25 protein-coding genes are annotated in these 23,654 nt (G+C 51.1%); 18 read left to right on the top strand and 7 right to left on the bottom strand.

Annotation, left to right across the window (positions count from 1 at the left end; genetic code table 11):
* Positions 1 to 22: 22 nt before the first annotated feature.
* Entirely contained in the window at positions 23 to 1,396 is a 1,374-nt protein-coding gene (locus ACNQKP_RS01590) for a hypothetical protein (protein ID WP_417862400.1), read from the top strand.
* 8 nt (positions 1,397 to 1,404) lie between these two features.
* On the opposite strand, the gene ACNQKP_RS01585 is transcribed toward ACNQKP_RS01590, so the two are convergent.
* Positions 1,405 to 2,592, bottom strand: a complete 1,188-nt coding sequence (locus ACNQKP_RS01585; RefSeq protein ID WP_417862398.1) for an aspartate kinase — start codon at positions 2,590 to 2,592, stop codon at positions 1,405 to 1,407.
* A complete protein-coding gene (locus ACNQKP_RS01580) occupies positions 2,589 to 3,581 on the bottom strand; it encodes a lytic transglycosylase domain-containing protein (protein ID WP_417862396.1) in 993 nt (330 codons plus the stop codon). The genes ACNQKP_RS01585 and ACNQKP_RS01580 overlap by 4 nt, the downstream gene beginning before the upstream one ends.
* A 221-nt stretch (positions 3,582 to 3,802) precedes the next feature.
* Between ACNQKP_RS01580 and flgF the strand changes: the two genes are divergently transcribed.
* The 12 genes from flgF to fliW all read left to right on the top strand — a co-directional run bounded on the left by flgF (position 3,803) and on the right by fliW (position 13,923).
* Positions 3,803 to 4,618 carry a flagellar basal-body rod protein FlgF gene (gene flgF, locus ACNQKP_RS01575; RefSeq protein ID WP_417862394.1) on the top strand — a complete coding sequence of 272 codons (816 nt, stop codon included), beginning with the start codon at positions 3,803 to 3,805 and terminating at the stop codon, positions 4,616 to 4,618.
* A 61-nt stretch (positions 4,619 to 4,679) separates the two neighbouring features.
* On the top strand, positions 4,680 to 5,465 hold the full coding sequence (gene flgG / locus ACNQKP_RS01570; protein ID WP_417862392.1) for a flagellar basal-body rod protein FlgG: 786 nt from the start codon (positions 4,680 to 4,682) through the stop codon (positions 5,463 to 5,465).
* A 3-nt stretch (positions 5,466 to 5,468) separates the two neighbouring features.
* A complete protein-coding gene (gene flgA / locus ACNQKP_RS01565; RefSeq protein ID WP_417862390.1) occupies positions 5,469 to 6,398 on the top strand; it encodes a flagellar basal body P-ring formation chaperone FlgA in 930 nt (309 codons plus the stop codon).
* Positions 6,395 to 7,147, top strand: coding sequence for a flagellar basal body L-ring protein FlgH (locus ACNQKP_RS01560; RefSeq protein ID WP_417862388.1), 753 nt, complete (start codon positions 6,395 to 6,397; stop codon positions 7,145 to 7,147). The genes flgA and ACNQKP_RS01560 overlap by 4 nt, the downstream gene beginning before the upstream one ends.
* A complete protein-coding gene (locus ACNQKP_RS01555; protein ID WP_417862386.1) occupies positions 7,140 to 8,147 on the top strand; it encodes a flagellar basal body P-ring protein FlgI in 1,008 nt (335 codons plus the stop codon). The genes ACNQKP_RS01560 and ACNQKP_RS01555 overlap by 8 nt, the downstream gene beginning before the upstream one ends.
* Before the next feature lie 309 nt (positions 8,148 to 8,456).
* On the top strand, positions 8,457 to 9,164 hold the full coding sequence (locus ACNQKP_RS01550; protein WP_417862384.1) for a rod-binding protein: 708 nt from the start codon (positions 8,457 to 8,459) through the stop codon (positions 9,162 to 9,164).
* Positions 9,165 to 9,244: 80 nt separating this feature from the next.
* The gene (gene flgM, locus ACNQKP_RS01545; RefSeq protein WP_011163114.1) at positions 9,245 to 9,574 is read left to right on the top strand and encodes a flagellar biosynthesis anti-sigma factor FlgM; all 330 of its coding nucleotides are present in this window, start codon (positions 9,245 to 9,247) and stop codon (positions 9,572 to 9,574) included.
* Between the two features lie 159 nt (positions 9,575 to 9,733).
* Complete coding sequence (locus ACNQKP_RS01540; protein ID WP_417862382.1) at positions 9,734 to 10,255, top strand: flagellar protein FlgN; 522 nt, start codon at positions 9,734 to 9,736, stop codon at positions 10,253 to 10,255.
* Positions 10,256 to 10,343: 88 nt separating this feature from the next.
* Positions 10,344 to 11,753, top strand: coding sequence for a flagellar hook-associated protein FlgK (flgK, locus tag ACNQKP_RS01535; protein ID WP_417862380.1), 1,410 nt, complete (start codon positions 10,344 to 10,346; stop codon positions 11,751 to 11,753).
* Positions 11,754 to 11,756: 3 nt separating this feature from the next.
* On the top strand, positions 11,757 to 12,842 hold the full coding sequence (gene flgL, locus ACNQKP_RS01530; protein WP_417862378.1) for a flagellar hook-associated protein FlgL: 1,086 nt from the start codon (positions 11,757 to 11,759) through the stop codon (positions 12,840 to 12,842).
* 60 nt (positions 12,843 to 12,902) lie between these two features.
* Positions 12,903 to 13,130 carry a carbon storage regulator CsrA gene (gene csrA, locus ACNQKP_RS01525; RefSeq protein ID WP_038451346.1) on the top strand — a complete coding sequence of 76 codons (228 nt, stop codon included), beginning with the start codon at positions 12,903 to 12,905 and terminating at the stop codon, positions 13,128 to 13,130.
* A 265-nt stretch (positions 13,131 to 13,395) separates the two neighbouring features.
* Positions 13,396 to 13,923 (top strand): flagellar assembly protein FliW, encoded by a 528-nt coding sequence (fliW, locus tag ACNQKP_RS01520; RefSeq protein WP_011163118.1) that lies wholly within the window; start codon positions 13,396 to 13,398, stop codon positions 13,921 to 13,923.
* A 67-nt stretch (positions 13,924 to 13,990) separates the two neighbouring features.
* Here the strand turns inward: fliW and ACNQKP_RS01515 are convergent, their stop codons facing one another.
* Both ACNQKP_RS01515 and ACNQKP_RS01510 read right to left on the bottom strand, forming a co-directional pair.
* A complete protein-coding gene (locus ACNQKP_RS01515) occupies positions 13,991 to 14,941 on the bottom strand; it encodes a hypothetical protein (RefSeq protein ID WP_417862375.1) in 951 nt (316 codons plus the stop codon).
* Between the two features lie 108 nt (positions 14,942 to 15,049).
* Complete coding sequence (locus ACNQKP_RS01510; protein ID WP_417862373.1) at positions 15,050 to 16,288, bottom strand: DNA recombination protein RmuC; 1,239 nt, start codon at positions 16,286 to 16,288, stop codon at positions 15,050 to 15,052.
* An 89-nt stretch (positions 16,289 to 16,377) separates the two neighbouring features.
* On the opposite strand from ACNQKP_RS01510, the gene menA reads away from it, so the two are divergent.
* Genes menA through ACNQKP_RS01490 form a run of 4 tightly spaced genes read left to right on the top strand, consistent with a single transcriptional unit; the run spans position 16,378 to position 19,719 of the window.
* A complete protein-coding gene (gene menA / locus ACNQKP_RS01505) occupies positions 16,378 to 17,277 on the top strand; it encodes a 1,4-dihydroxy-2-naphthoate octaprenyltransferase (protein ID WP_011163121.1) in 900 nt (299 codons plus the stop codon).
* Complete coding sequence (gene menC, locus ACNQKP_RS01500; RefSeq protein WP_417862370.1) at positions 17,274 to 18,266, top strand: o-succinylbenzoate synthase MenC; 993 nt, start codon at positions 17,274 to 17,276, stop codon at positions 18,264 to 18,266. The genes menA and menC overlap by 4 nt, the downstream gene beginning before the upstream one ends.
* Complete coding sequence (locus tag ACNQKP_RS01495) at positions 18,242 to 19,405, top strand: AMP-binding protein (RefSeq protein WP_417862369.1); 1,164 nt, start codon at positions 18,242 to 18,244, stop codon at positions 19,403 to 19,405. Before menC ends, ACNQKP_RS01495 begins: the two co-directional genes overlap by 25 nt.
* Positions 19,402 to 19,719, top strand: coding sequence for a (2Fe-2S) ferredoxin domain-containing protein (locus ACNQKP_RS01490; RefSeq protein WP_015089717.1), 318 nt, complete (start codon positions 19,402 to 19,404; stop codon positions 19,717 to 19,719). The genes ACNQKP_RS01495 and ACNQKP_RS01490 overlap by 4 nt, the downstream gene beginning before the upstream one ends.
* A 3-nt stretch (positions 19,720 to 19,722) precedes the next feature.
* Here the strand turns inward: ACNQKP_RS01490 and ACNQKP_RS01485 are convergent, their stop codons facing one another.
* The gene (locus ACNQKP_RS01485; RefSeq protein ID WP_417862366.1) at positions 19,723 to 21,642 is read right to left on the bottom strand and encodes a hypothetical protein; all 1,920 of its coding nucleotides are present in this window, start codon (positions 21,640 to 21,642) and stop codon (positions 19,723 to 19,725) included.
* A 153-nt stretch (positions 21,643 to 21,795) separates the two neighbouring features.
* Between ACNQKP_RS01485 and ACNQKP_RS01480 the strand changes: the two genes are divergently transcribed.
* Complete coding sequence (locus ACNQKP_RS01480) at positions 21,796 to 22,455, top strand: hypothetical protein (RefSeq protein WP_417862363.1); 660 nt, start codon at positions 21,796 to 21,798, stop codon at positions 22,453 to 22,455.
* 11 nt (positions 22,456 to 22,466) lie between these two features.
* On the opposite strand, the gene ACNQKP_RS01475 is transcribed toward ACNQKP_RS01480, so the two are convergent.
* Both ACNQKP_RS01475 and ACNQKP_RS01470 read right to left on the bottom strand, forming a co-directional pair.
* Positions 22,467 to 23,081, bottom strand: coding sequence for a L,D-transpeptidase family protein (locus tag ACNQKP_RS01475; RefSeq protein ID WP_417862362.1), 615 nt, complete (start codon positions 23,079 to 23,081; stop codon positions 22,467 to 22,469).
* Between the two features lie 109 nt (positions 23,082 to 23,190).
* Entirely contained in the window at positions 23,191 to 23,646 is a 456-nt protein-coding gene (locus tag ACNQKP_RS01470; protein ID WP_011163128.1) for a YkgJ family cysteine cluster protein, read from the bottom strand.
* Positions 23,647 to 23,654 lie beyond the last annotated feature (8 nt).

The raw sequence follows: 23,654 nt of genomic DNA, 5'->3' as shown, positions 1-23,654 counted from the left end.
GCCGATCAGAGATACCATGGGAATGAGTACTTTGTTCGCGTTGAAAACACTATTCACAATTTCGCTATTCTTTGTCGCGAACGACGCTGCAGCAACGCCTGCTTGTAATATCGTGTGTCCAGCAGGCTCGAGTTGCTTTGTCAGTGAATCAGGCCAACAGCAGTGCACTCCCAACGACAGCTTTGTCGGGCCGCCAGCACCAACAAGCAACGTGATGTTCACTTGCAGCACGCAGCTGCAAACTATGATGGATGAATGTCGCACCCAAATTTCCGAGACCTCTTATTCCTGCGATGAAAAAAATGACTCTGGTATGAGCGGTGTTGCCAACACGGCTTCACAGCTTAGCTTAATGTTCGGTCAGCAGACAGCAGGCAGTATTCAGGCGGCTTGTTCCAAGATGGCGTCATTCAGTTCGGCGGCCAATGCGGCGGTGGCGGCTTATCGAATGAATTGTCAGTCTGCCATCGGCAGTTGTCATTCCGCCTGTGACAGGGTTGTTGAATTTGCCCAGCAGAATGCCGCTTGTTTGGATGCGGCAGCCGGCGGCAACGGTATCAGTCGTCAGGCAATTGCTTCGGCGGAAAACTCTGCAAAACGCTGTAATGACTTTGACTCCAAAGTTCAGGAAGCCAATCAGGCCATCAACAACTTCGCAGGCACAATGAAAAACGCCGCTCAGTGTGCGGAACAAACTGCAGGCGACAGCACGGCTTTGCCTGAGCTTTGTAAAACAAACCCGAATCTGCCAGGTTGTGCGGCGATCGCCGCCGCTGACTGTACGAATCCTGCAAATGCGGGCAGCAAAGTGTGCGTGTGCTCCAAGAATCCGACCGATCCAATTTGTATGAATGAAAACAGTGCCGGAGGTTCTACTTTCCTCAGCAGCACAAACCCAGGAGCTCGGCTGGGCACTCAGGGTCTCGAAGGCGCCGGGGGTGATCTGCCAAGTCTTCCGTCCATTCTTCCGGGCAAGCCAGGTTCTGGTGGTGCAGGTGAAGCTGTGGATGGAAAACAGGGCGGTGGTGCGGGCATCTCCAGTTCTGGTGGCGGCGGCGGCGGTGGAGCTGCCGGTGGTGGCGCAGGTGAAGAAGGTCTTGAAGATGGTGTTCAGGTGAATGCCGGATTCTATGGTGGCGGCGGATCCTTTGGTGGCTCTGGCGGCGGCAGTGGTGGTGGAGATCGCGGTGCTGCCGGCATGGCGGGTATGGCTGGTGCGGCAAAAGGCAAAGCCGGACCTGATCTAAGCAAGTTCCTTCCCGGTGGACAGTATGATCCGAAGTTGCGTGGCTTGGCTGGCAGCGGAGGCCCGGATGGAATCACCGGACCGCATTCCAATATCTGGCAGAAGATTCAAAACCGCTATCGCGTGATGAGTCCGACTCTTCTGCCTTAAATCAAAAATCAAATCAAAGGATGAAGGCACTCGATGACCTGCTTGCGCAGGGGGGCTTCGACAAGAACGGTCAGGCTCATGGCGCTGATCAGGATCTTTTGTGTCTCCAGGTTCTTTCCGGTCAACGTGTTCAAAACCTTCTGGGTCATTTCCGGTGACGTCGCGCCCGTGCAAGTCAGGGTGACTGTGGAATAGTCGGTTGGAAGCAAAGTGAAGTCCGGATGTTTTTCCAGCTCTTTTTTCACGGCAAACATGATTTCTTGCGGACCGGTCAAAAAGATTTCGGTTTTATCCAGGCTGGTTTCACAGCTAAGCAGCTGCGGGAAGGCAATCTGGTTCTTGTCCAAAAGATTCTGCAACCCTTGTAGGGCCTTGGCCGGATTCTTTTCGCGGCAGTGAATGCCCAGAACCAGTTCGTGAGAATTCAAAGAAAGAGCTTTGCAGGATTCAAACATATTCAATCCTTTTTTGACGATGGTTCCGTCAGAGGTTTTGCTGGAGGCCGGGCCGATGTAAAGGGTCACTTCACGCATTTTCGCAAGTTCCACGGAGCGATAGTGCAGAACTTTGGCGCCCCAGAACGTCATCTCCATCAATTGATCGTAATTCAGTTCACTTAAAGGGCGCGCGGATTTCACGATGTTCGGGTCGGCGGTAAAGACCGCGGGAACATCTTTCAGAATTTCGCAGCGCTCGGCATTGAAGGCCGCCGCCATCGCAACAGCCGAAGTGTCCGAACCGCCACGTCCCAGAGTGGTGATTTCCTTGGTTACCGGGGACACGCCCTGGAAACCGGCCAGAATCACCACGCGGTTGTTTTTCAAGGCCTCATCAAGGCGCATGGGTTTGACGTCTTTGATAAACGCATTGACGTGGGAATCATCAGTGAAAATCCCGGCCTGACTGCCGGTGAAGCTGATCGCAGGACAACCCAGATCATTCAAGGCCATACTGACCAGGGACATGCTGATGCGCTCACCTACGGTCAGCAGCATGTCCATTTCGCGGCGCTGAGGATGACTGGAAACCTGGTTGGCAAGGTCGATCAGGGAATTGGTGGTTTTACCCATGGCACTGACCACCACAATCAGAGAGTTTTCTTTCGACTGGGCGGCAATGCGGGATGAAACAGATTTGATCTTTTCAGGATCTGCTAAAGTGGCGCCGCCGTATTTCTGAACAATCAGGGGTTTCATTCCAAAGCAACTTTCCGAGAGTGCTGATAGACGTAAGTGGAAACCATTCTTCCAGCCCCTTTCGGAACGCGAATGAAGTGTTTCTCAACCTGTCGAGGAATGTATCCCAAATACAGCTCGGCGTTCAAATCTTTTAATGCTTTTCTGGTGACTCCCAAATGATCCGCCAAAGGTTCCAGGTCGGTGCCGCCAGGCACAAGTACGACGTCGTATTCCAATGGGTCCATTTTTTCCAGATCGCGGAAGCCATAAAGGTTCGGTGCTTTGGCAATCAACATGGCTGCCAGAATCTTGGGAACGTAATCTTGGGTTTCTTGAGGAAGCGCATCCAATTTGATGAGTGCCCAGTAATCTTTGGTGCCATATTTTTTGATGCGACGGCGCAGACCGTTTTCACCCATGTTGTAGCTTGCCGCCACCAGATACCAGGAACCAAATTCGGAATGCAGATCCTTCAGGTAACGAATCGCTGCCAGGGTGGATTTCTTCAAATCCCGGCGCTCATCCAGCCACCAGCTTTTGCTCAGGCCGTAACGAGTCCCTGTGGATTCGATAAACTGCCATGGGCCCACGGCATCGGCGGTGCTGATGGCGTTCGGGGCAAAACCACTTTCGATCATCACCATATAAGCAAGATCCGATGGCAGACCCGCACGTTTCAGTTCTTCCTGAATGAAAGGCATGTACTTGTACGAGCGTTGCATCCAGGTGCGGAACCACTTGTTGCCGCTTCCCTGGAAGTAGGCGATCCACTGACTGACTTTTTTATTGTAGGTGACGGGCAGATCAAAGATCAGATTGTCGGATTGAACGTGGGTGGACTTGGCGGTAAGGGCTTTTAATTTTTCTTTCAGGCTGAGCGCCGGATTCACCTGCGGGGTGACGGCAGTCGCTGCTGTAGCGGGGGTTGCTGATGCCACGGAAGCCGCGCCAGCTCCAGTGCTCAGTTGAATGATGCCAATAAAAATGAATGCAACCCACGTCCTCATAGAATCAATTATGAAGCCGATTCTTTGACACTGTCGACAAAGATCTGACAATTCCCTGGCACCATCGACGAAGGTCAATGCAGCGGCCAAATCGAAAAAAACTTGAGCCCAGATTTTTTTTCCTGAACAAAGGTCTGGCTTGGAACCTTTTTCCCAGACCAAGATCCGTCCTGTCAAAAGATGGCACACGCCTTGCTGCTCAACACTGTGGAGGGGTTTTCATGGCGATAAAAGGGGTCTACACAGCACTCAGTGGGGCGATGGCTCAAAGTACAAAGCTGGATACAATCGCCAATAATTTGGCGAACGTGAACACACCTGCGTTTAAACGTGACCAGCAGCTCTTCCAGGAATATCTGACGGCCAACGAAAAGATGCCAGAGACCACACAGATCCCGCGCGATGTGGCGGCGATTGAAAGCTTCTATAACATGCAAGGTGGCGACAAGTCGTATGTCGACACAAAAGGTACTTTCACTGACTTTTCTCAAGGTGGTTTGAAACCGACAGGCAACAGCCTGGATGTGGCCATTGATGGCAAAGGTTTCTTTGAAATCGCCACTCCGGGCGGCGTGAAACTGACCCGTTCCGGTAATTTTACATTGGATGGCAACGGACAGCTCGTGACCAAAGAAGGTCATCCGGTGCTTCGTCAGGGCGAGCCGGGATCTGATCCTGCCTCCCGCGTGATTCGTTTTGCCGGTACGGGCGCCATTGCCGTTGCCGACAACGGCGATGTCTATGAAGGCACAGAAAACCTGGGGAAGCTTTCCCTGGTCAGCGTGAACAACCCGGATTCTTTGCAGAAAACCGGAAGCTCTCTTTATACATTCAAGCCCAATATCGCTCCGGATATGCAGAACATCGCAAATCCAAGTGTGAAACAGGGTTTTCTGGAAACCTCGAACGTTAATATCGTTCAGGAGATGACAGACATGATTTCCACCAATCGTGTCTTTGAAAGTACGCAGAAGGCCATCAGTGCTTACGATCAGATGGCCGACAAAATGATCAATGTGGTGGGAAAAACAAACTAGCTGCTTAGGATTTGCAGCCGGTTTCTGAAATTATTTATTAAGCCAACGGAAGGATTCGTGAATGCTTAAGAGCTTGAACACAGCAGCTACAGGGATGGCGGCACAACAGACCAACATGGATGTTATTGCCAATAATATTGCCAACGTTTCGACGGCTGGCTTTAAAAGATCCCGCGCTGAGTTTGAAGACCTCATGTACCAGACCCAAAAGGAGCCAGGGACGGCTTCGGGTCTGAATGCATATTCCCCGAATGGGGTTCAGGTCGGTTTGGGTGTGCGTACAGCAGGCGTGCAAAAGGATTTTGCCGGCGGCCAGGCGCAGATCACCAAAAACCCTCTGGATATTCAGATCGAAGGTTCCGGCTTCTTCCAGGTGCTGACGGCGGATGGTGAAACAGCTTACACCCGCGACGGCGCTTTCAAAAAAGATCCCAACGGCCGTCTGGTCGATAAAAACGGAAATGCTTTGCAGCCGGAAATCACTGTTCCGGCAAATGTGTCCGGCATTGAAGTGGCACCCACCGGTGAGGTTCGTACAATCACTGGCATGAATGATGTTCCTCAGACTATCGGTCAAATCGATATCGTTAACTTTGTAAACCCGGCGGGCTTGAAAGCCATGGGTAAAAACCTGTTCACACAGACTCCGTCCAGCGGTCAGGCAATTGCCTCCCGTCCGGGTTTGAATGGCACAGGCTATCTGGCACAAGGGCAGCTGGAATCCAGCAACGTGAACATTGTGGATGAGATGGTCAATATGATCACCGCCCAGCGTGCGATGGAAACCAACTCCAAAGTGATGCAGGCTTCCGATCAGATGCTTCAAGCCATTAACAATCTGAGATAATTGATGAAGAAGATTTTCGCGCTCACATTTCTGGTAAGTCTGCAGGCCTTCGCAAGGCCTGAGATCTCCATTCCTTCCAGTGTGGAGATTTCTCAGCGTGAGCTTTTGCGTCTGGGTGATATTGCGACCGTCACGGGCGGCACCGAAGAGCTGGTGAATGCTTTGGACGCTGTGGTTCTGCGCGAGGACTGCCGGGAATTGTTGTTAAGCCAGCATCTGAATTCCAGCGAAATTCTGGTGAAGATGCGTGCGGCCTTGAACAGTCAGGAAAATCTGCGTCGTCTGAATCCTCAATTCAAGGTGCCTTCCCAAGTGCAGGTGAGCTTTGCTGCCACGCCGGTGTCGCGCCAGGAAGTTGAGAGAAAAGTTCATAATATCCTCAAAGCGCGCTGCAATGAGTGTGAATATCAGATCAGCATCCAAAGCACGCCACGTCCGGCGTCAAAGCTGTGGGATCTTGATTTTACTCAGCTTTCCGCCAAGGGCGGCTTCCTGCTGCCACTTCGCGATGGCGATCAGCGCCAGATCAAATGGATTTCCGGCACAATTCGCGTTTCAAAATTAACCCCTGTAACGACCCGTTTGATCTTACAAGGAGAGAGAGTTCAAGCAGATGACCTGCGCATGTCCATGACGGACGTGACTTTTGCCAAGGATGGCAGTTTGCGCATGGAGGATATCCAGGGTCAGATGGCAGCTCGCTCACTTCCCGTTGGAAGCACCGTATGGGCTTCTGATCTCAAACGTGAACCGGCAGCTAAGAAGGGACAGATCGTTAAAGCATTGCTTGGCGATGACAGTTTCGAGATCTCCGTCAACATGATGGCGGAGGACAGTGGCTTTGTTGGGGATCTTATCAAGGTAAAAAATCTGGAAACCCAGAAAGTTCTGTCCGGTCTGGTCACTGAAAAAGGTGTGGTGAAGTTGCAATGATGAAGATGATTTCTTCTTTCTCAGTTTTGGTTTTGATGGTGTTCACTGCAGGTTGCGCAACCATGCAGGATTTCATGGCGTCTTTGGACGGCCCGAAGGAAGCACCGGCGCTGAAGGATATCAACACGGCGCCAAGATATTCTGACAACCAGAACATGGGTGTGCCGACGGATCGTCAGTACAAACGCATGACGAAAAACCGCATGGAAGAAGAATCCGACCTGGGCGCCAACGCCGGATCCATGTGGGTGATGGAAGGCCAGGGGGCTTATCTGTTTGCGCAAAACAAAATGCGCAAAGAAGGGGACCTGCTGAATGTGACCTTGGATGGTCCGGCGAAGAAGCAGGTCGACACCAAAGTGTCTGTGATCAAAAAACTTTTGAAGCAGCTGGAAGAACAGCAGCAACAGCAGCTGAATAATTCGTTGGCGCAAAACGGGGATGAGGCCTCCCGTGCCCCGGCGTCAGTGGAAGCGGCAAAAAAGCCTGAACCGGCAAAGGTTGAGGAAAAGGATGATGGAGCTGCTGATGTGGCCAGCATCCCAACCCGTATCGTGGAAAAAATGGCCGACGGCAACTATCGCATCAAAGGTCAGCAGCCGTTCATGATCGGCAAGCGTGAATACAAAGTCATTGTGACGGGTTTGATTCGTCCGGAGGACTTCAATGATGCGGGGATCAACTCGGATAAACTTCTGGATCCACAGTACGATGTGGTTTCTTTGAGAAAGACAAAGAGCAATGAATAAAATCACAAACTTTCTGATTCTTTCCGCTGTCTTGTTTTTCTCTTTGATCGAGTCGGCCAATGCCGCCCGCTTGAAGGACATCGCCAGCATTCGTGGCGTGCGTGAAAATCAGTTGATTGGCTACGGCATCGTCGTGGGTCTTAAAGGCACCGGCGATGGCAAAAATGAATTTATGAGCAAGAGCATGGTGCGTATGCTCGACAAGCTGGGGATGAAACTCGATAACGTCGATTTTTCCAGCAAAAACGTGGCGGCGGTGATCGTGACGGCGACCATGCCGGCATTCGGTAAAGCCGGAAACCCGATTGACATTAATGTCAGTGCGATCGGTGAAGCGTCTTCCTTGCAGGGGGGGACCCTGCTGCAAACGCCTCTGCGCGCTGCCAACGAGCAGGTGTTTGCCGTGGCTCAGGGAAGTATCGTGATTGGTGGTGATGGCAAAGATTCACACACCACTGCAGGCCGCATCCCGAATGGGGCAACGATTGAACGTGATATGACAGCGGATTTTTCTTCCAGAAAGATGTACCGCCTGACTTTGATCAATCCGGATTTCACGACGGCAGCGCGCTCTGTGCTGACGATCAATAAAGAGCTGGGGGGTCTCTATGCTTCAGCAAAGGATTCCGGCACGATTGATATCATCACACCGTTTGCCTATGAAAATCGCGGTGTGGAGCTTTTGGCGACGATTGAATCCATTGAGATCAATCCCGACATGAAAGCGCGTGTTGTGGTGAATGAAAAAACAGGAACGATTGTTATCGGTGACAAAGTGAAGATCTCACGCGTTGCTATCTCACACGGAGCACTGTCAGTGAAAGTGGGCGATGGCAAAAAAGGTGCGGAAGAAAAAGTGGCGGTTCTCGACAGTGGTGTCAGCGTCGGTGAACTGGTCCAGGCACTTAACAAGCTGGGAGTCTCGCCTAAGGACCTGATTACAATACTTCAGTCCATAAAATCAGCTGGAGCTTTGCACGGGGAACTCGAAGTTTTATGAGATTTCTGTTTCAGAATGACACAGCATTTAATACAATCAAAGTTATAGTTTCAGACACATGGACGTGTTTGAAACGCGGGGAGGGTGAGAAAGAGATCGCGAACCATGGAAGGTCAAGAGTCAAAAGTTTCTCGCAGGAAACAGGAGCAACAGGTCAGCAGAGATCACGGAGTGATCAACACGAGCCGAAGCTACACTCTCAGAATCGAGTGCAGGATGCACATGATTCTCCGACTCTAACTCCCCTTTTTTTCTCTTTCAAAAAAGGTACATCCGTACCTTTTTCTTTTTTGATCTAGGAGTCTCGCAATGAGCGATGTGGGATCCGGCGGTTTTAAACCCCTTGGCAATCGTATGATGGGGCGGCCTGAACAAAAGGCGCCCGAGCAGAAGCTGCGCGAAGTTTCTGACATGTACGAAAAACATTTCCTGCGCGAAATGATGAAAGCCATGCGTTCCACCGTCAAAGAAGGCGGCTTCATTCAGTCCAATCAGGCTGAGAAGATTTTCAAAGAACAACTTGATGACCAGTATGTTGAAAAGTGGGGCGAACGTGGCGGTATCGGTTTGTCCAACATGATCTATGATCAGCTGATGAACAAGTTCGGCGTGGCCATGGGTGTGCGTGCACCTGTCACAAAGCCTGTAGGACCTTTGGCCATGGATGAAAAAAGCAACCTGGCTTTGAAGCCATTCCAGCACCCGGGAAAGAAGCAGGCCCTGTCTTATCGATTCGACACTGAATCAGCCCCAGGAGCGGCTTCCGAGGTGAAGGCTCCCTGGGATGGCGTGCTTCTTGGCAAGCGCAGTCTGGCCGATGACCAGACTCTGGTCGAGATCGGTCACGACAATGGTCTAAAGAGCCAGATGGTTTTTAAAGGCGGACTGTCAAAAGTTTCGACAGGGGAAAAACTGCAAGCTGGCGACACCCTTGGCTTTTTAAGTCCAGAGGCGAAATCGCTCTACTGGACCATCGAACCCCAGAGTGAACCTAGACCAGAAACTGTCTCAGAATGATTTGGTGTAATTGTCCCATTGTGATACTATGAACAGAATAGAAGAGTGTATTTTTTCACTCTTGACGGAGGAGGATCTCGATGAAGATCACGCACAATAAAGTCGGTCAAAATTTGAATCTTACTGATTCTTCCAGAGCTGACAACGCCGCTGGTATCAAAGGCAAAGCGGACAATATCGGCGCGGCGAAAGCTGATGTTCTGACTTCCTCCAATCTTGGCGAATCTTCTCGCGTGGAACTTTCTCCTCGTGCGCAAGAAGCAAAACGCATCAAGGAACTTGCATTGGCAACTCCGGATGTTGATGAAGCTAAAGTTGCAAAATTCCGTGCCTTGATTGACGAAGGCAAATACAAAGTTGACGCCAAAGCCATCGCCGACAAAATGGTCGACGAACATTTGGAATTTTAGTCGCCGCCCCAGCGGGCAGAGCTCCGCCTCAGCGGGCAGAGCTGAAGGCCCGGTAGGGCCTGAAGCTGAAGCAGCTCAACTCCAGCGAAGCCGGAGTTAAAAAAAAGCTGCCTCGAACATAAATCTTAACCGCCCACGGCGGCATCAAGGATGATGAAGATGATGGATGCAACAGTCGAAAGAGCGTTTCACAAGTTAGAATCAAATCTCGAAGAACTTACCAAAATCTACCGTTCACTGCTGGATATCGTTCGCAAAGAAAAAGAAATTCTTTTGAAGGCGGATCGTGAAGCATTGGATGAAAGCAACAAACTGAAAGAAGAGTTGCTGTTCAAGCTGCGCGCTCAGGATTCCCTGCGTTCCCGTTATGCGATGGAACTGGCGACCCTGGTTGGTGCAGATGTTGAAAATCCACGCTTGCTGGAGCTTGCACAGAAACTTGCAGGCACTCCGGCGGCAGACCGTCTGCGCACGCAGCACGCGGCGCTGGACATTCTGATCAAACGCATCACTGAAATTAACAAAGATAACGAAGAATACACAAAGTCCGCTCTGTCGACATTGAACGGCGCTTTGAACAATATCAAAGACACGCTTTCCGGCAAGAAAACTTACGGAGGCAAGGGCCAGGTAAAACAAGGCCCGCAAGTCGCAGGCAACTTCGTAAGTAAAGAAGCCTGAGGGGGCGCAAGCCCGCAGTGCTGGAGCGCCGGAGGCGCGAAAGCTGAAGCAGCAGCAGTAAACGGAACCCACCGGAGATGAGGATAGGATGTCTAAAATCTCGGCTATGATGGATACGGGCAAACGCTCTCTGATGAACTCTCAGACGGCGTTGCAAACGGTCGGTCATAACATCGCCAATAAATCGACTGAAGGTTTCTCTCGCCAGAGAGTGGAGCTTCAGACGAACACGCCTATCACTGAAGGAAATCTTCAGATCGGGATGGGTGCCCGGGCAGGGGTCGTTACCCGCGTCAACAATCCATGGCTTGAAAAGCAAATCCAGCGCGAAGGCATGAGCATGGGCTTCCAGGACTCCCGTGCGGATGCTCTGGGTCGTGTTGAGCAGATTTACAATGAACAAAACAACAAGGGTTTGAATCAGTACATGACTGATTTCTTCAACTCTTTCCGTGAACTTTCCAACAACCCTGAAAGTCTGGCTTCCCGTACGATGGTGCGTGAATCCTCTGTGGCGCTGACCAAAGATTTCGGTCGCGTGGTGGGTCAGTTGAAGGCGGTTCAGGAAGACCTTGACGGTCAGATCAAAACGACCGTTGAAGAGGTCAACCAGTTGTCCAAAGAGATCGCCTCCCTGAACGAAAAGGTTCAGATGGTTGAGGTGCAGGGCACACCTGCCAATGACGAGCGGGACCGCCGTGATCTTTTGCTGAAAAAACTGGGCGAAAAAATCGACATTTCCTGGGCCGAAGGCAGAGACGGCATGGTGACGGTGACTGCGGGTCGCACGGCGATTCTGGTTTCCGGTATCGGCTCTTCTGAATTGAAAGCCCGTCAGACGGATGCTCGTGACCGTGTGGAAGTTTTCTTTGAGGGCAGTGGCTCCACTTCCGCGAATATCACAGAGCAAATCACCGGGGGCCGCATTGGTGGCGCCCTGGATGTGCGTGACAAGGTGATCGAGGATCTTTTGGGGCATGTCGATAACATGGCCTACACTTTGGCTAAAGAGGTCAACACCGCTCACATCGAGGGTTTTGATAAAAGCGGCCGCAATGGTGTTTTGTTCTTTGATATGCCTGATCAGGTCAAGGGGGCCGCATCGGTTATCGGTCTGAATAAGACCGTCTTTAACGATGTGGGAAGAATCGCGACGGGAGCCCAGCCGGGTGCTGCCGGTGATAACACCGTGGCCAATGTGATCTCGGCTTTGCAATATCGTCAGGTGATGGATGGTGGCACCTCCACACTGGATGATTACTACAGCACGCAGGTGGGTCAGATCGGTGCGGTGACCCAGCGGGCGGTGAAAGCCCAGGAGTCGCAAAAGAATGTGATCTCCCAGCTGACCAATATTCGTGAAAGCATCAGCGGCGTCAGCCTTGATGAAGAAACCACGAAGATGATCGAATTCCAGAAGACTTACGATGCGTCTGCGCGTTTGATCAAAACCGCCGACGAAATGTTTGATACAGTCCTTAACTTGAAGAGAATGTAATAGATGAGAATCGCGGATAAGATGTCTTTCAATCAGGTGAACCAGAATCTGACCAAGAACCGGTCGGATATGGCTGATTTGCAGAATCAGGCTGCGACTCAAAAGCGTATCAACAAGCCGTCAGATGATCCTTTGGCTTCCGCGCGTGTTCTGACGGCAAGAACCGAAGAACGCGGCAACACTCAGTTCATTAAAAACATCAATAATGCCCGAAGCTTCCTTGAGTTTTCGGATCAGTCCCTGAGCGAGCTGACCGAGATCCTGGTGCGCGCAAAAGAACTGGCCGTCAGCCAGTCGAATGATGCCAGCGGTAACGAAGAAAGCCGTATGGTCACGGCCAGTGAGATCGAACAGATCTACAATCAGTCCATCCAGATCGGGAACCGCAAACTGGGTGAAAGATATATCTTCGGGGGTCAGAAGACCCAGACAACGCCATTCAATCAGTCCGGCGAGTACTTTGGTAACGATTCGGACATGAAGATTCAGACCCAGAAGGACTCTTTCGTGGCGATGAACCTTCCGGGCAGCAAAGTGTTCCTGGGCCGTGGTTTGGGCGGGGACGGGATCGTTCGTGCTCAGTATGAGACTCCGACCGATGTTCAGTCCCTGAAGGATTTCCAGAATCAGGAAATCGAGCGTCAACAGGTCAACGAGGAAGTGGACTCCAACTTCCTGACAACGCGTGGTCCTGCGTCAGAGTCGGGCCGCCAAAGCCGCGCGGACAGGCAGGATCCGGTCACGGGCTCTGTGGGCGTGAATTTGTTCTCGACGCTTAAGAATTTGGAAATTTCCCTGAAAACCAATGATAAAGCGGGGGTTCAAGAGTCCCTGGATACCCTGGATCAGGCTATTTCCCAGGTGGTTTTGGCTCGCTCCGAAGTTGGGTCCAGAATTATGGCCGTCAATAGCACCAACGATTCCCTGCAAAAGGCCGTGGTGGACAATAAAGTAACGGCTTCCCAGCTGGAAGATGCCGATGCTTTCCAGGTTATTTCTGACATCAACAAGACCGATAGCACCCTCAAAGCGACTCTCGAAACGTCCGGTAAGCTTATTCAGCCAAGCCTTCTTGACTTTCTAAGATAAAAATAATACCTACAGTTCCGCTTAAAACTACCGATAACGACTGCAGCAAAAGGAGTTGTCATGCTGGTTCTCACACGGAAGTTGGGTGAAAGCATCGCTATCGATGACCACATCAAAATCAGAGTAGTTCAAATTAAAGGTAAACAGGTCCGTCTAGGCATCGAAGCGCCCAAAGATACCAAAATCCACCGTGAAGAAGTTTACGTTGCGATTCAGGATCAAAATCAGCAGTCTGCTACGACAGATGCCGATAAAACACGCAATATCGCTAAGTTGTTGAAACCATAGTAGGTTTTAAAGACTTGTGAGTGAAAAGGCCTAGGGCAGAAATGCCGGGCCTTTTTTCGTTTCTAAAGACGGGGGCATTTTTCCAATGTTAGGGACGTCTTTCTCTTTGTAGTGGCCGCTGTCAGCCTGAAGCGCCCAGTCAATTCTACTAGATTTTAATTGAGTCTCCCTAGATTTAGGTCCAGATTTATACATGTATTCACCATCATAGCGCCTTGGTGTGTCTAAAATAAGGGTGAATCCTGAGTACCTTTTGGGAGGATGAATGATCATTTCAACATCGCGATTCGGCCAAGTTGAGCTGAAACAGGAAGATGTTCTGACTTTCACCGAAGGCCTGTTGGGCTTCGCTGATTTGCGCAAGTTCGTTCTTCTTGACGATCCGAATGATGAAATCTTCGCTTGGTTGCAGAGCTGTGAAGCTCCTGCGATTGCCTTCCCGGTTCTTGAGCCTGAATTGTTCGCTCCTCAGTACAAAGCAACCCTGACCAAAGGGGACATGGAAGCTTTGAAACTGACGGCTCAGGACAAAGCTCGTTACTTCTCTATCGTGACTATTCCGGATGATCCTACTTTGATGACTGCGAACCTGAAAGCTCCAGTCGTTGTGAACATTGAAGCCCGTACGGCTCGTCAGTGTGTTCTTCAGGATAACAACCTGGCTATCCGCGAGCCTATCTTCACCAAGCTGCAACAGCGTGTGGTGCAGAACCCGGCTGTCGCTATCAAAAATCAATCCACCGGCATCGATGTGGCAACCAAGCTGCATGTTGTTCGCGACGCTGAACTTTAATTTTTAAAGATTCAGAAAAAGAAAAAGGAGCCCCTGAGGCTCCTTTTTTTATTTGGGCCCCAGTCAGTTATTCCAGGGCACTCAGCTCGGCGTTTTTTTCAATCAAAGAGGATTCCAGACGGCGGATCTGCTGTTGCTGTTGTTCGACCGCACGCTGGGTCTGCAGCAACTGGCGGCGCAGGGAGTAGTCGTTGGTGGTGGTTTCATAGATGTTCTCTTGCAGGGACTGGATCTGGGAACGGCGGATGGCGATTTCTTCCTGCAGGCTGCTGCGGTCCTGATTCAGATCCGACAGGGCCTGTTCGCGGGCCTGCTGCACGCTTTGTGGGCCTTGAAGGGCTTGCGATGAAAGCAGCAGCTTTTCATTTTGCATAAGTTCCAGTTGCTGTTGTTGTTGCAGCTGCAGATTATTCAGTTCATCCAGACGCGCCTGTCGTGCTGTCAGGTCGTTGGTGTTCTGTTGCCAATAGATGATTTCATCCTGGGTCTGGCGAATGTAGTATTCCTGCGAGCGAATGTTTTCATCAATCTGATTGCGCGCCACCTGCGCCTGACTGCTTTGCAGTCGCAGGGCTTCGTCGGCCCGGCGGTTGATGTCTTCCGCCAACCGGTCATAGGAATTCAATTCGCTCACGAAACTTTGTAGCTCCAGACTGCTGCTTTGAAGTTCCGAGGAAAACGAGTCCGCGGTCGGCGCCTGGCTTTCCTCCTGTTGTCGAGCCCGCAGGCTTTCCAGGGCCTGCTGGGTTTGCTGCAGGCTTGTGTTGGCTTCTATCAGCTGCTGCTGCAGGGTCAGGGCCTCTTGCTGCAGACGGGCCTTGGTGGCGGTGACAGTGCGGTTTTCAGGCGGGGGTGACATTACAACTGGGATCGAGGCGGGGCGGCGGGCACGGGTCAGCTCGGCCTGTTCAACCAAGGCATCTTGTGTGGTTTTAATTCCCTTATAGGAAAAATAGAGCCAGATGGATGCGCCGACAATCACGGCCAGACCCAGCAGGAAAAAGTTCTTTCGTGTCATGAGGCCCCTTGAACAGGCTAAGTTTCAAGGCGGAAAGTCTCAATCAATTGCAGTGATATTTGCGGTGGAACAAGTCAGGGCCTTGCGCGAACACAGGGCCCGCAGCCTTTAGGCCTGTTCCAGTTGTGGCAGGGACTTTTCTGTTTTGGCGCCCAGACGTTTCAAGTCTTCGACCTGATCAATCAGGTTGCCACGGCCTTCGGATACTTTTTTGATCACGTCTTCGTGGGCTTTCTGGGCGGCACCCAGTTTTTCACCCAGATGCTGAAGGTCTTTCAGCAGGCCTGCGAATTTTTCGTAAAGCAAGCCACCGCGTTTGGCGATTTCCAAAGCATTCTTTTCCTGACGGTCCTGTTTCCACAAAGCTGCCACAGTTCTAAGGGTCGCCAGTAAAGTCGTCGGGCTGACGATGGCGATATTTCTTTCCCAAGCATATTGGAAGATTTCAGGCTTTAGCTTGAAGGCCAAGGCAAATGCCGGCTCCAAAGGCATGAACAAAATCACAAAGTCCGGAGAAATCAATTTATCAGCTGCGTGGTATTTCTTTTCGGAAAGTCCATCGATGTGTTTCTTCAGGGAATCAATGTGCTGTTTGCCCAGACGTTCCTGATCTTCAGCGGTTTCTGCGGAAGAATACTGCTCATAGGCAATCAACGTCATTTTGGAGTCGACGATCAGATGCTTTTCATCCGGCAGGTTCACGATCACATCCGGGCGCAGAATCTGGCCGTCTTCGCCGCGCAGATCCATGTCGGTGCCCTGGATCACGTATTCTTCACCTTTGCGCAGGCCGGATCTTTCCAGAATGTTTTCCAGAATCAGTTCGCCCCAGTTGCCTTGGGTTTTGACTTCACCTTTCAGCGCTTTGGTCAGGTTCTGGGTTTCAGCGGACATCACTTTGTTCAGTTCCATCAACTTGGTCAGCTCTCCACGCAAAACACCGCGCTCGGAACGTTCGGTGGAATAGGTTTCTTCCACTTTTTTCTCGAAATCCTTGATGCGTTCTTTCAGGGGCTCCAGCACAGAAGCGATGTTCTTGTGATTCTGGTCGGTGAACTTGGCGGACTTTTCCTCGAAGATTTTTTGCGCCATCACCTCAAACTGGGTGTTCATGCGCTGGGACAGCTCTTCCTGCTGTTTGCGGGTTTCGACCATCAGGTTTTTTTGTTCCGACAGGCTTTGTGAAAGAAGATCATTTTTCATCTGGGCCGTGGACAGGTCGGCTTCCAACTGGGATTTTTCAGAGGCAAACTGCGCTTTCAGCTTGAAATACACCAGCAGTCCGGAAACCACCGCGCCGGCAGCAAAAGCCATCAAAGTCATGCCATTCATAAAAACCCCCTTCATTCGGAAAACCTCCTTCTTTTGCCCTTAGAAATTCTTTTGGTCACGCGAAAAGAATCTGATACAAAGAGGTTGGATTTTAACCCTTAACAATGCGATGCAAAATGACCTCTGCCACCCAGATTAAAAGTATTCTTCTCGCTTTTCGCCCCAAAACTTTGACTGCTGCCCTGGTGCCCTGTGTGGCGGGGACGGCTCTGGTAAAGGCTATCGGTCTTTCCTGGGATGGCTGGGTTTTGTTTTACGCATTGATGGCCTCTTTCCTGATTCAGATCGGGACCAATCTGGTGAACGATGCCGTGGACTTTAAAAAGGGTGCGGATACGGAAAAACGCATCGGCCCTCAGCGTATCACCCAAGCCGGCATTTTGACGGCCAATCAGGTGATGTTGCTGGGGTCGCTTTGTTTCGCCTTGGCCGTGATGTGCGGGATCCCGCTGGTGCTGAAAGGCGGCTGGGTGATTGTGGCCATTGGTGTGGCTTCGGTTCTGATGGGTTATTCCTACACCGCCGGTCCGTTCCCGTTGGCTTACCTGGGATTGGGCGATCTGTTTGTGATTATCTTTTTTGGTTTGTTGGCCGTGACGGGGATTGTGTTCCTGAACACCGGTGAGTGGCTGTCCGAGGCGTTTGTATTGGGCCTGCAGATCGGTTTGCACGCGACAGTGCTGATTGCGATCAACAACTTGCGCGATCATGCCGGTGATCGTCTGGTGAACAAAAAAACCCTGGCGGTGCGTTTTGGTGTGAAATTCTCTCGCTGGGAAATTGCGGCCTTGGCATTCCTGCCGTTTGTTCTCAATCTGTACTGGTGGTTTGAAGGTTACAAGATCGCGGCGATTGTCTCGATGTTTGCTTTGCCTTTGGCAGTGAAGATCACAAAAAATGTTTTCGCCACGGAGCCAAGTCCGGCATACAATAAATTCCTGGGGCAGGCAGCGGGATTGCATCTGCTCTTTGGACTTCTTATTGCGATTGGATTTGCCTTTTGATCAAGATCAGCTACAGCCCCTACACTCTGAAGCCTGTTCAGTCCCTGAATGCCGCCACAGCGGCCACCGTGCGTGAAGGGATTCTGCTGAAGGTTGAGTGGAATGACGGGCTGTATGGCTTTGCGGATCTGCATCCGTGGCCTGAGCTGGGGGATCTGTCCCTGGAAGAACAGCTTTCTGATCTGCGTATGGGGCGCATGACCACACAGATTGAGCAAAGCATCTGGCTGGCCCGTCGAGACGCGCTTCTTCGCAAAGAAAAGAAACACGTCTTTGATGGCGGCGAAAAAATCAAAAACAACTATCTGCTTTCGCACTTTCAAGACCTGAAGCCCGGTTTTTTGGATGGACTGAAAAACGAAGGCTACACCACCGTCAAAGTCAAAATGGGCCGTGACCTGCAAAAAGAAGCAGACATGTTGACCCATATCGCCGCTTCGGGCATGCGCATGCGCCTGGATTTCAATGCGTTGGGAAGCTGGCAGACTTTTGAAAAGTTCATGGTGAATCTGCCGCTGACGGTGCGTCCGCTGATTGAATACGTTGAAGATCCCTTTCCGTTTGATTTTCACGCGTGGGGTGAAGCCCGCAAGCTGGCCAAAATCGCGTTGGACAATCAGTACGACAAAGTGCCGTGGGGTAAGATTGCTTCAGCGCCTTTTGATGTGATCGTGATTAAGCCCGCAAAGACCGACGTCGACAAGGCGGTGGCCCAATGCCAGAAGTGGAACCTGAAACTGGCGGTGACCAGCTATATGGATCATCCGGTGGGTGTGGTGCATGCCGTGGGTGTGGCGATGGAATTAAAAGACAAGTACGGGGATATGATTCTTGAATCCGGCTGTCTGACTCATCGCCTGTACCAGATGGATTCTTTTGCGGCCGAGCTTTCCACCCAAGGACCGTATCTTTTGAAGAACAAAGGCACCGGCGTGGGCTTTGATAAATTGCTGGAGGCCCTGACGTGGTATCAGCTCAAAGTCCGATAGATCTTCATTCTGAATCTAACGAAATCCTGCTGAACCCACGCTGGCCTGAAGCCGACTATCAGGCTTTGTACCGTCTTGCGGAAAAAAGTCAGATTGAAAAAAACCTGAAAGGCCATGTGTGGATCGCAACATCCGGTTCCACCGCGAACTCGATTTCAGCGACCAAGCTTGTGGCTTTGTCGAAGCAGGCGCTGATGGCATCGGCTCGGGCGGTGAATTTTCATCTGCAAAGTTCTGCTAAAGATGTGTGGACTCAGGTGCTGCCGCATTTTCATGTTGGGGGCCTGGGTATAGAAATCCGTGCGCATCTTAGCGGAGCCAAGGTTGTGAAGGCCCTGAAAGACGGGCGCTGGGACGTTCAGCACTATTACGGTGTGCTGGCTTCTGAAGGCTGCACTTTATCGGCATTGGTGCCGACGCAAGTATATGATCTGGTATCACAAGGCTTGAAGGCGCCTGCGACTTTGCGGGCGATCGTCGTTGGCGGCGGAGCTTTTGAAGCGGATCTTTACAAAAAAGCGCGCGCCCTGGGGTGGCCGGTGCTGCCAAGTTATGGGATGAGCGAAACCGCCTCCCAGATCGCCACGGCGTCTTTGGACAGTCTGAAACAAGATGAGTTCCCACCCGTGGGTTTGTTGACCCATGCAAAGGCCCGCCAGAATGACAGCGGATATCTGGAAGTGTGGGCGGAATCTTTGTTCACTTGTTATGCGCAGAATTCCGAAACGGGTTTGCGCGTGTGGGATCCAAAAACGGCGGACGGCTGGTTTACGACTGAAGACAAGGGCTCGGTCGCGAATGGCAGTCTGCTGATTGAAGGCCGCAGCAAAGACTATGTCAAGATCGGTGGCGAAGCGACCAATGTGGCAAGACTTCGTTCGGTGCTTGAATCCTGTGCCTTTCACTTGAATCCGCATTGGCCCACACAAGTGACATTGTTGGACGTGCCTTCTGACAGACTGGGTGCTGAAATTCATCTGGTCAGTCTTTTATCTGAAGCCGACACGGACAAAGTCCTGCAGTTGTATTCAGAAAAAGTGCTTCCCTTTGAAAAAGCACGTAAAATTTATTATATGAACGAAATCCCGCGCAGCGATTTGGGAAAGATCCTGTGGGCGGAGCTGAGGAGAAAACTATGAAGCGCGAAGAAAACCCCTGGTCCCAAGGCATCGTTCTGATCTGCACGAAGTGCCACAAGTCCATCAGTCCCAAGTTGCTGGAAGAAGAAGGCAACAGCGCTGATAATCTGAAAATGTTCCTGAAAAAATCATTCAAGGAAAGTGGTGACGGTTCCAAGATTCGTGTGGTGACAACCAGTTGTCTGGATCTTTGCATTGACGACACTCAGGCCGTGACGTTTGCTTCCACTAAAGGTGAAACAGAAACTTTCGCGATCCATCCGGAAAAGGACCGCGAAAAGCTTCTGAAACATCTGCACGAAAAGATCAAATAGCTATTATTGGAAGGTTCCGTTGAAGGCGGAGCCTGACACTCCAGCGACTGCGGAAACAGTGAGGTCCAGCATCTTGCCGTTCAGGCCGGCAGTTTGTATATACAGAACAGCCGCCCCCATGCCTGATCCCACGGTGATGTAGTTTGATGAAGCCGCTACGCTGCAGCTCGGATCCGCAAAGATCACATTGCTGCCTGGTGTGGGTGTGATGGAAATTGAAATCGGTGCACTGTAGTTCTGGTCGGCGATACGGAAGATCCCTGCTCCATCAGCCACTCCAATAGAGATCGCTTTGCATGCTCCGGCAGTCATATCTATAGGCACAATTTTAAATTGCGTGATCGGAGTTCGAATATTCACGATTGGCGTGTGGTTGGTCAATCCCGATGCATTCACGTTGAAGTGATAAGTACCTGCATTGGCAGCTCCCGCACGGAAATACACTTTCTTAAGAGCCGTATTCTTGGCTACGACAGCAGTTGTTGTTGGTGTTGCACAGGATTCATCAGCATAGAACTGACCCAGATTGCTTTCCTGGGTTGCCAGGTTGACCGTCAAAGCCCCGTTGACTGGCAGCATGGTGCCGTTTGCGTTCATAGTCACAACATTATAGGCATTGCAATAGCCGTTGGCGATATCACGCGGTCCCCAGAAGTCGAGCTTGGCAGCGATGGACTTGCTGCTGAGATCCACACGGAAATTCAGAGGGACTGCATCGTAATAATAGGTGTTTCCAGTCGCCCCGGTAATGGTGAGGTTTACAGAGGCCATGGTGTCTGTTGATGAGGCTTCAGAGAACTTCACATAGCCGACAATCAGGGAATTATAGCTGCTGAAAGTGTAACTGGAGGTGACAGTGCCGCAGGAAGCATCGGTATAGAATTTCATGCGCGCATCACTGGCGACCAGATCCAGAGTGCCGCCGAATTGATCGTAGGCTGGACTGTTGTTGAAATTATTGGATCTTAAGCGGATCGGATAACAGATATTCTTGTAGATCTGGAACATGTGCTCTTCCAGAGACAACCAACGATATGTGGAGGAAGCTTCGGAGTTTCGCAAAGTCACTGCTGCCGCCGTTGTGCTTGCGCGCAGGGCTGAGGTGTTGATGATCTTGAAATTCAATACAGCATCCAGCGGGGTGGATGGGAAACGATAAATGATTTCTGTATAATCAGAGCCGGCCGGAATGGTGAAGGTGTCAGTGATATTGGAATCACTGTGACAGTCGCTCCAGTTCTTATAGGCAGTGATTCCTGAATAGGTGGAACCTGCCACTGTTTTGCTGAGCTTGAAGCTGACATCCGTCGTGTGGGTGGCGCGCTGGCCGTTTTCGGTATTTAAGAAAGCCATGAAGGAGCTGCATTGGTCTGAACCCGCAAAGCCGCGTGGCCAGTTCTTTTCAAGAACCACCAATGCCGCCACCCCCGAGTTTGTGCCGGTTCCCGGGTTGTTGGCATCACCATCCACCAGAGTCAGTGTTTCAGTGTCACCAATCACGGAAGAACCTTTTATATAGATATAGTCCACATCGCTACCGGAGGAGCCGGTCGAAATCCCCCAGATATTCTGAAGATCATTCTTGGTCAGGTAAATATCAAAGCTGCCATCAGCGCAGTCAGAATCATTGGCAAGGCCGGCAGACAAAGTGGTGTCGGTCAAATCTGGTGAAGACGGCGGTTGGTGCCACACGCTTTTATCAAAGCTGACCAGGATCGTACCCACTCGCGTGTCGCAGCTTCCCTGCACGCGTGCATAGTTCTGACTGTCGAAGTCCTGATCAAACGGACTGCCGCCTTTAAGGGAAGGAGCCGGAAGCTTCTTACCCAGGGTTGAAAGCTGCATCTCGGGCTCTTTACACCCAGTCAGTGCAAACACTGTCAGGATAAAAACTATGAGATTCTTGCCACTTACGTTCATCATGACTTTACTCATCGACAGGTCCCGTGGCCCCCTAAAGATTCAAACTGAGAATCTTTACCAACTTTTGTCGGATGTAAGATTGCCGCATCATTCTGAGCTTACAATCCTTGAGTCCCCTCACATAAACGGCCATATTAGGGATGAGGTCTCGCTATGAAACAGATGGTACTTTTCGTTTTGATGTTGGTTTCGGCTCCAGCCCACTCGATTCCGGTTCCGGATCCAATCCCGGGCCTGCAGGCGGCGTTGCAGTTCTGCCTTGCGATCGAGGAGGACAGTGAAATCCCCCCATGCGTCCGCCTGGAAAGCGCTGCCAACTGGGTGACTAAAGAGGCCTTACCTATTTGCCGCAATCAAAATTTTGATGCCGACCGTGTGAACTGTCTTGCGGGTATTGTGAACCGAGATATCCGTCCCGAGGAAGTGGACGTTTGTGAGTCTTTGACTTTTGATGATGAAAAGGCCCGTTGTCTTGCCGACATCCAAAGACCTTTTCCGTACCGCACGCGCCTGAAAGTGGACCCTCGCCCGGGGTTGCAGGCGGCAAGCCGTTTGTGCCAGTCCTTCTTTCATGATGAAGATAAACGTCGTTGTCTGAACGAAATGTCCGCCGCGGAATTATTTACCGTGGAGGCGGTGGGATTCTGTGCGGATCGTTTTAGTGATGACGAAAAGATTCAGTGTCTGGGAAAGCTTCGTAACAAGTTTATTGTGCGCGAGGAAGTTCTGATGTGTGACCGGGTCATTGATGATGCGGGGAAGATGTCGTGTCTTGAAGGGGTGCAGCGCAAGTATCAGTTGCGCCGCCCTTAATATTTCAATTCTTATTTGGTTGGGCTGATTTTGCAGACTTCAACCAGGGTTCTTTCTTTCACAAGTGCGTAGATCTCTTCGATTTCCTTGTTGGTCACGGCGATGCAACCCAGTGTCCAGTCATACGGGTGAATCTTGCTGATGCGCTCGTATTTCTGTGGGTTGGAAGGTAGACCGTGAATCATGATGTCACCACCTGGGTCTTTACCCTGGGATTTTGCATAAGCGATATCGGCTTTGTTCGGATAGTCCACGTGCAGGGACTTGGTGAACTGGCTCTTTGGATTTTTGTAGTCGATGGTATAGATGCCTTCCGGAGTTTTACCGTCACCCTGGAACTGCTTGTGACCGATAAAGTTCCAGCCGAAAGCCACAGTGTAAGTTCTTAGCAAAGTGTCGCCGGAAACCAGATACAACTGGCGTTTGTCTTTGGAAACGACGATGCGTTCGATATTCAAACCTTCGCGCTGGATACGCTCTACAGATTCGCGGCTGCGATCCAGCAACTTGTCGATTTGGGTCATGTCATCGCAGTACTTGTAGGAACGGTCCGTGGCTTTGGAACCGGCGAAAGACTGCAGGGAAACAAGCGTCAAAGCAATAAGGGGGAAGATGAGTTTTTTCATGAGGTCCTTTGTAACACAAGGGACCTCACTTCTTAGAATTGCAATGATGGAATTTGCTGGATAACGGTAAGAAATGCCCGACTGTCTAAGACTTTGACACTGAAGCAGCTTACTTGCCCCAGCCCTGTTCGCTTTTGATTTGTTCGCGAATCTGTTGCTCGATTCGCTCAGCCGGGATCACAGGGCCTTTACCCACGCCGGGGCAGAAGGCTTTGACGTCCTTGGCCCAGGATTTGGCGTTCATAACCTCGGGCCAGAACGGCCAGGTACGGCATTGGGTTGGGCGGGCCTCATAGACGCTGCAGCCTTTGCCTTTCAGGAACATACAATCCGGGTTTTTCGGGTCTTCTTTCAGGTGCCAGATACCGCCGGTCATATCACAATATTTGCGGGTGAAATCGCCGGTGCGCATTTTCAGGTGTTTGGCAAAACGCTGGCGGTCCTCCAGGCTCAGGTACACAAAGCCGTATTCGCCGTGGGAAGTGCAGCATTTGCCGGAACCTGTGCATTCAAAACGAACGCCTTCGCGCCACCATTCTTTTCCTGTGAATTTAAACTCTTCCATGCGCGCTC

The sequence above is a fragment of the Bdellovibrio bacteriovorus genome (assembly GCF_048286975.1).
Classification (GTDB): Bacteria; Bdellovibrionota; Bdellovibrionia; order Bdellovibrionales; family Bdellovibrionaceae; genus Bdellovibrio; species Bdellovibrio bacteriovorus_H.
The sequence above is the reverse complement of the archived record's forward strand: the minus strand, read 5'-3'. Positions and strand labels throughout refer to the sequence as shown.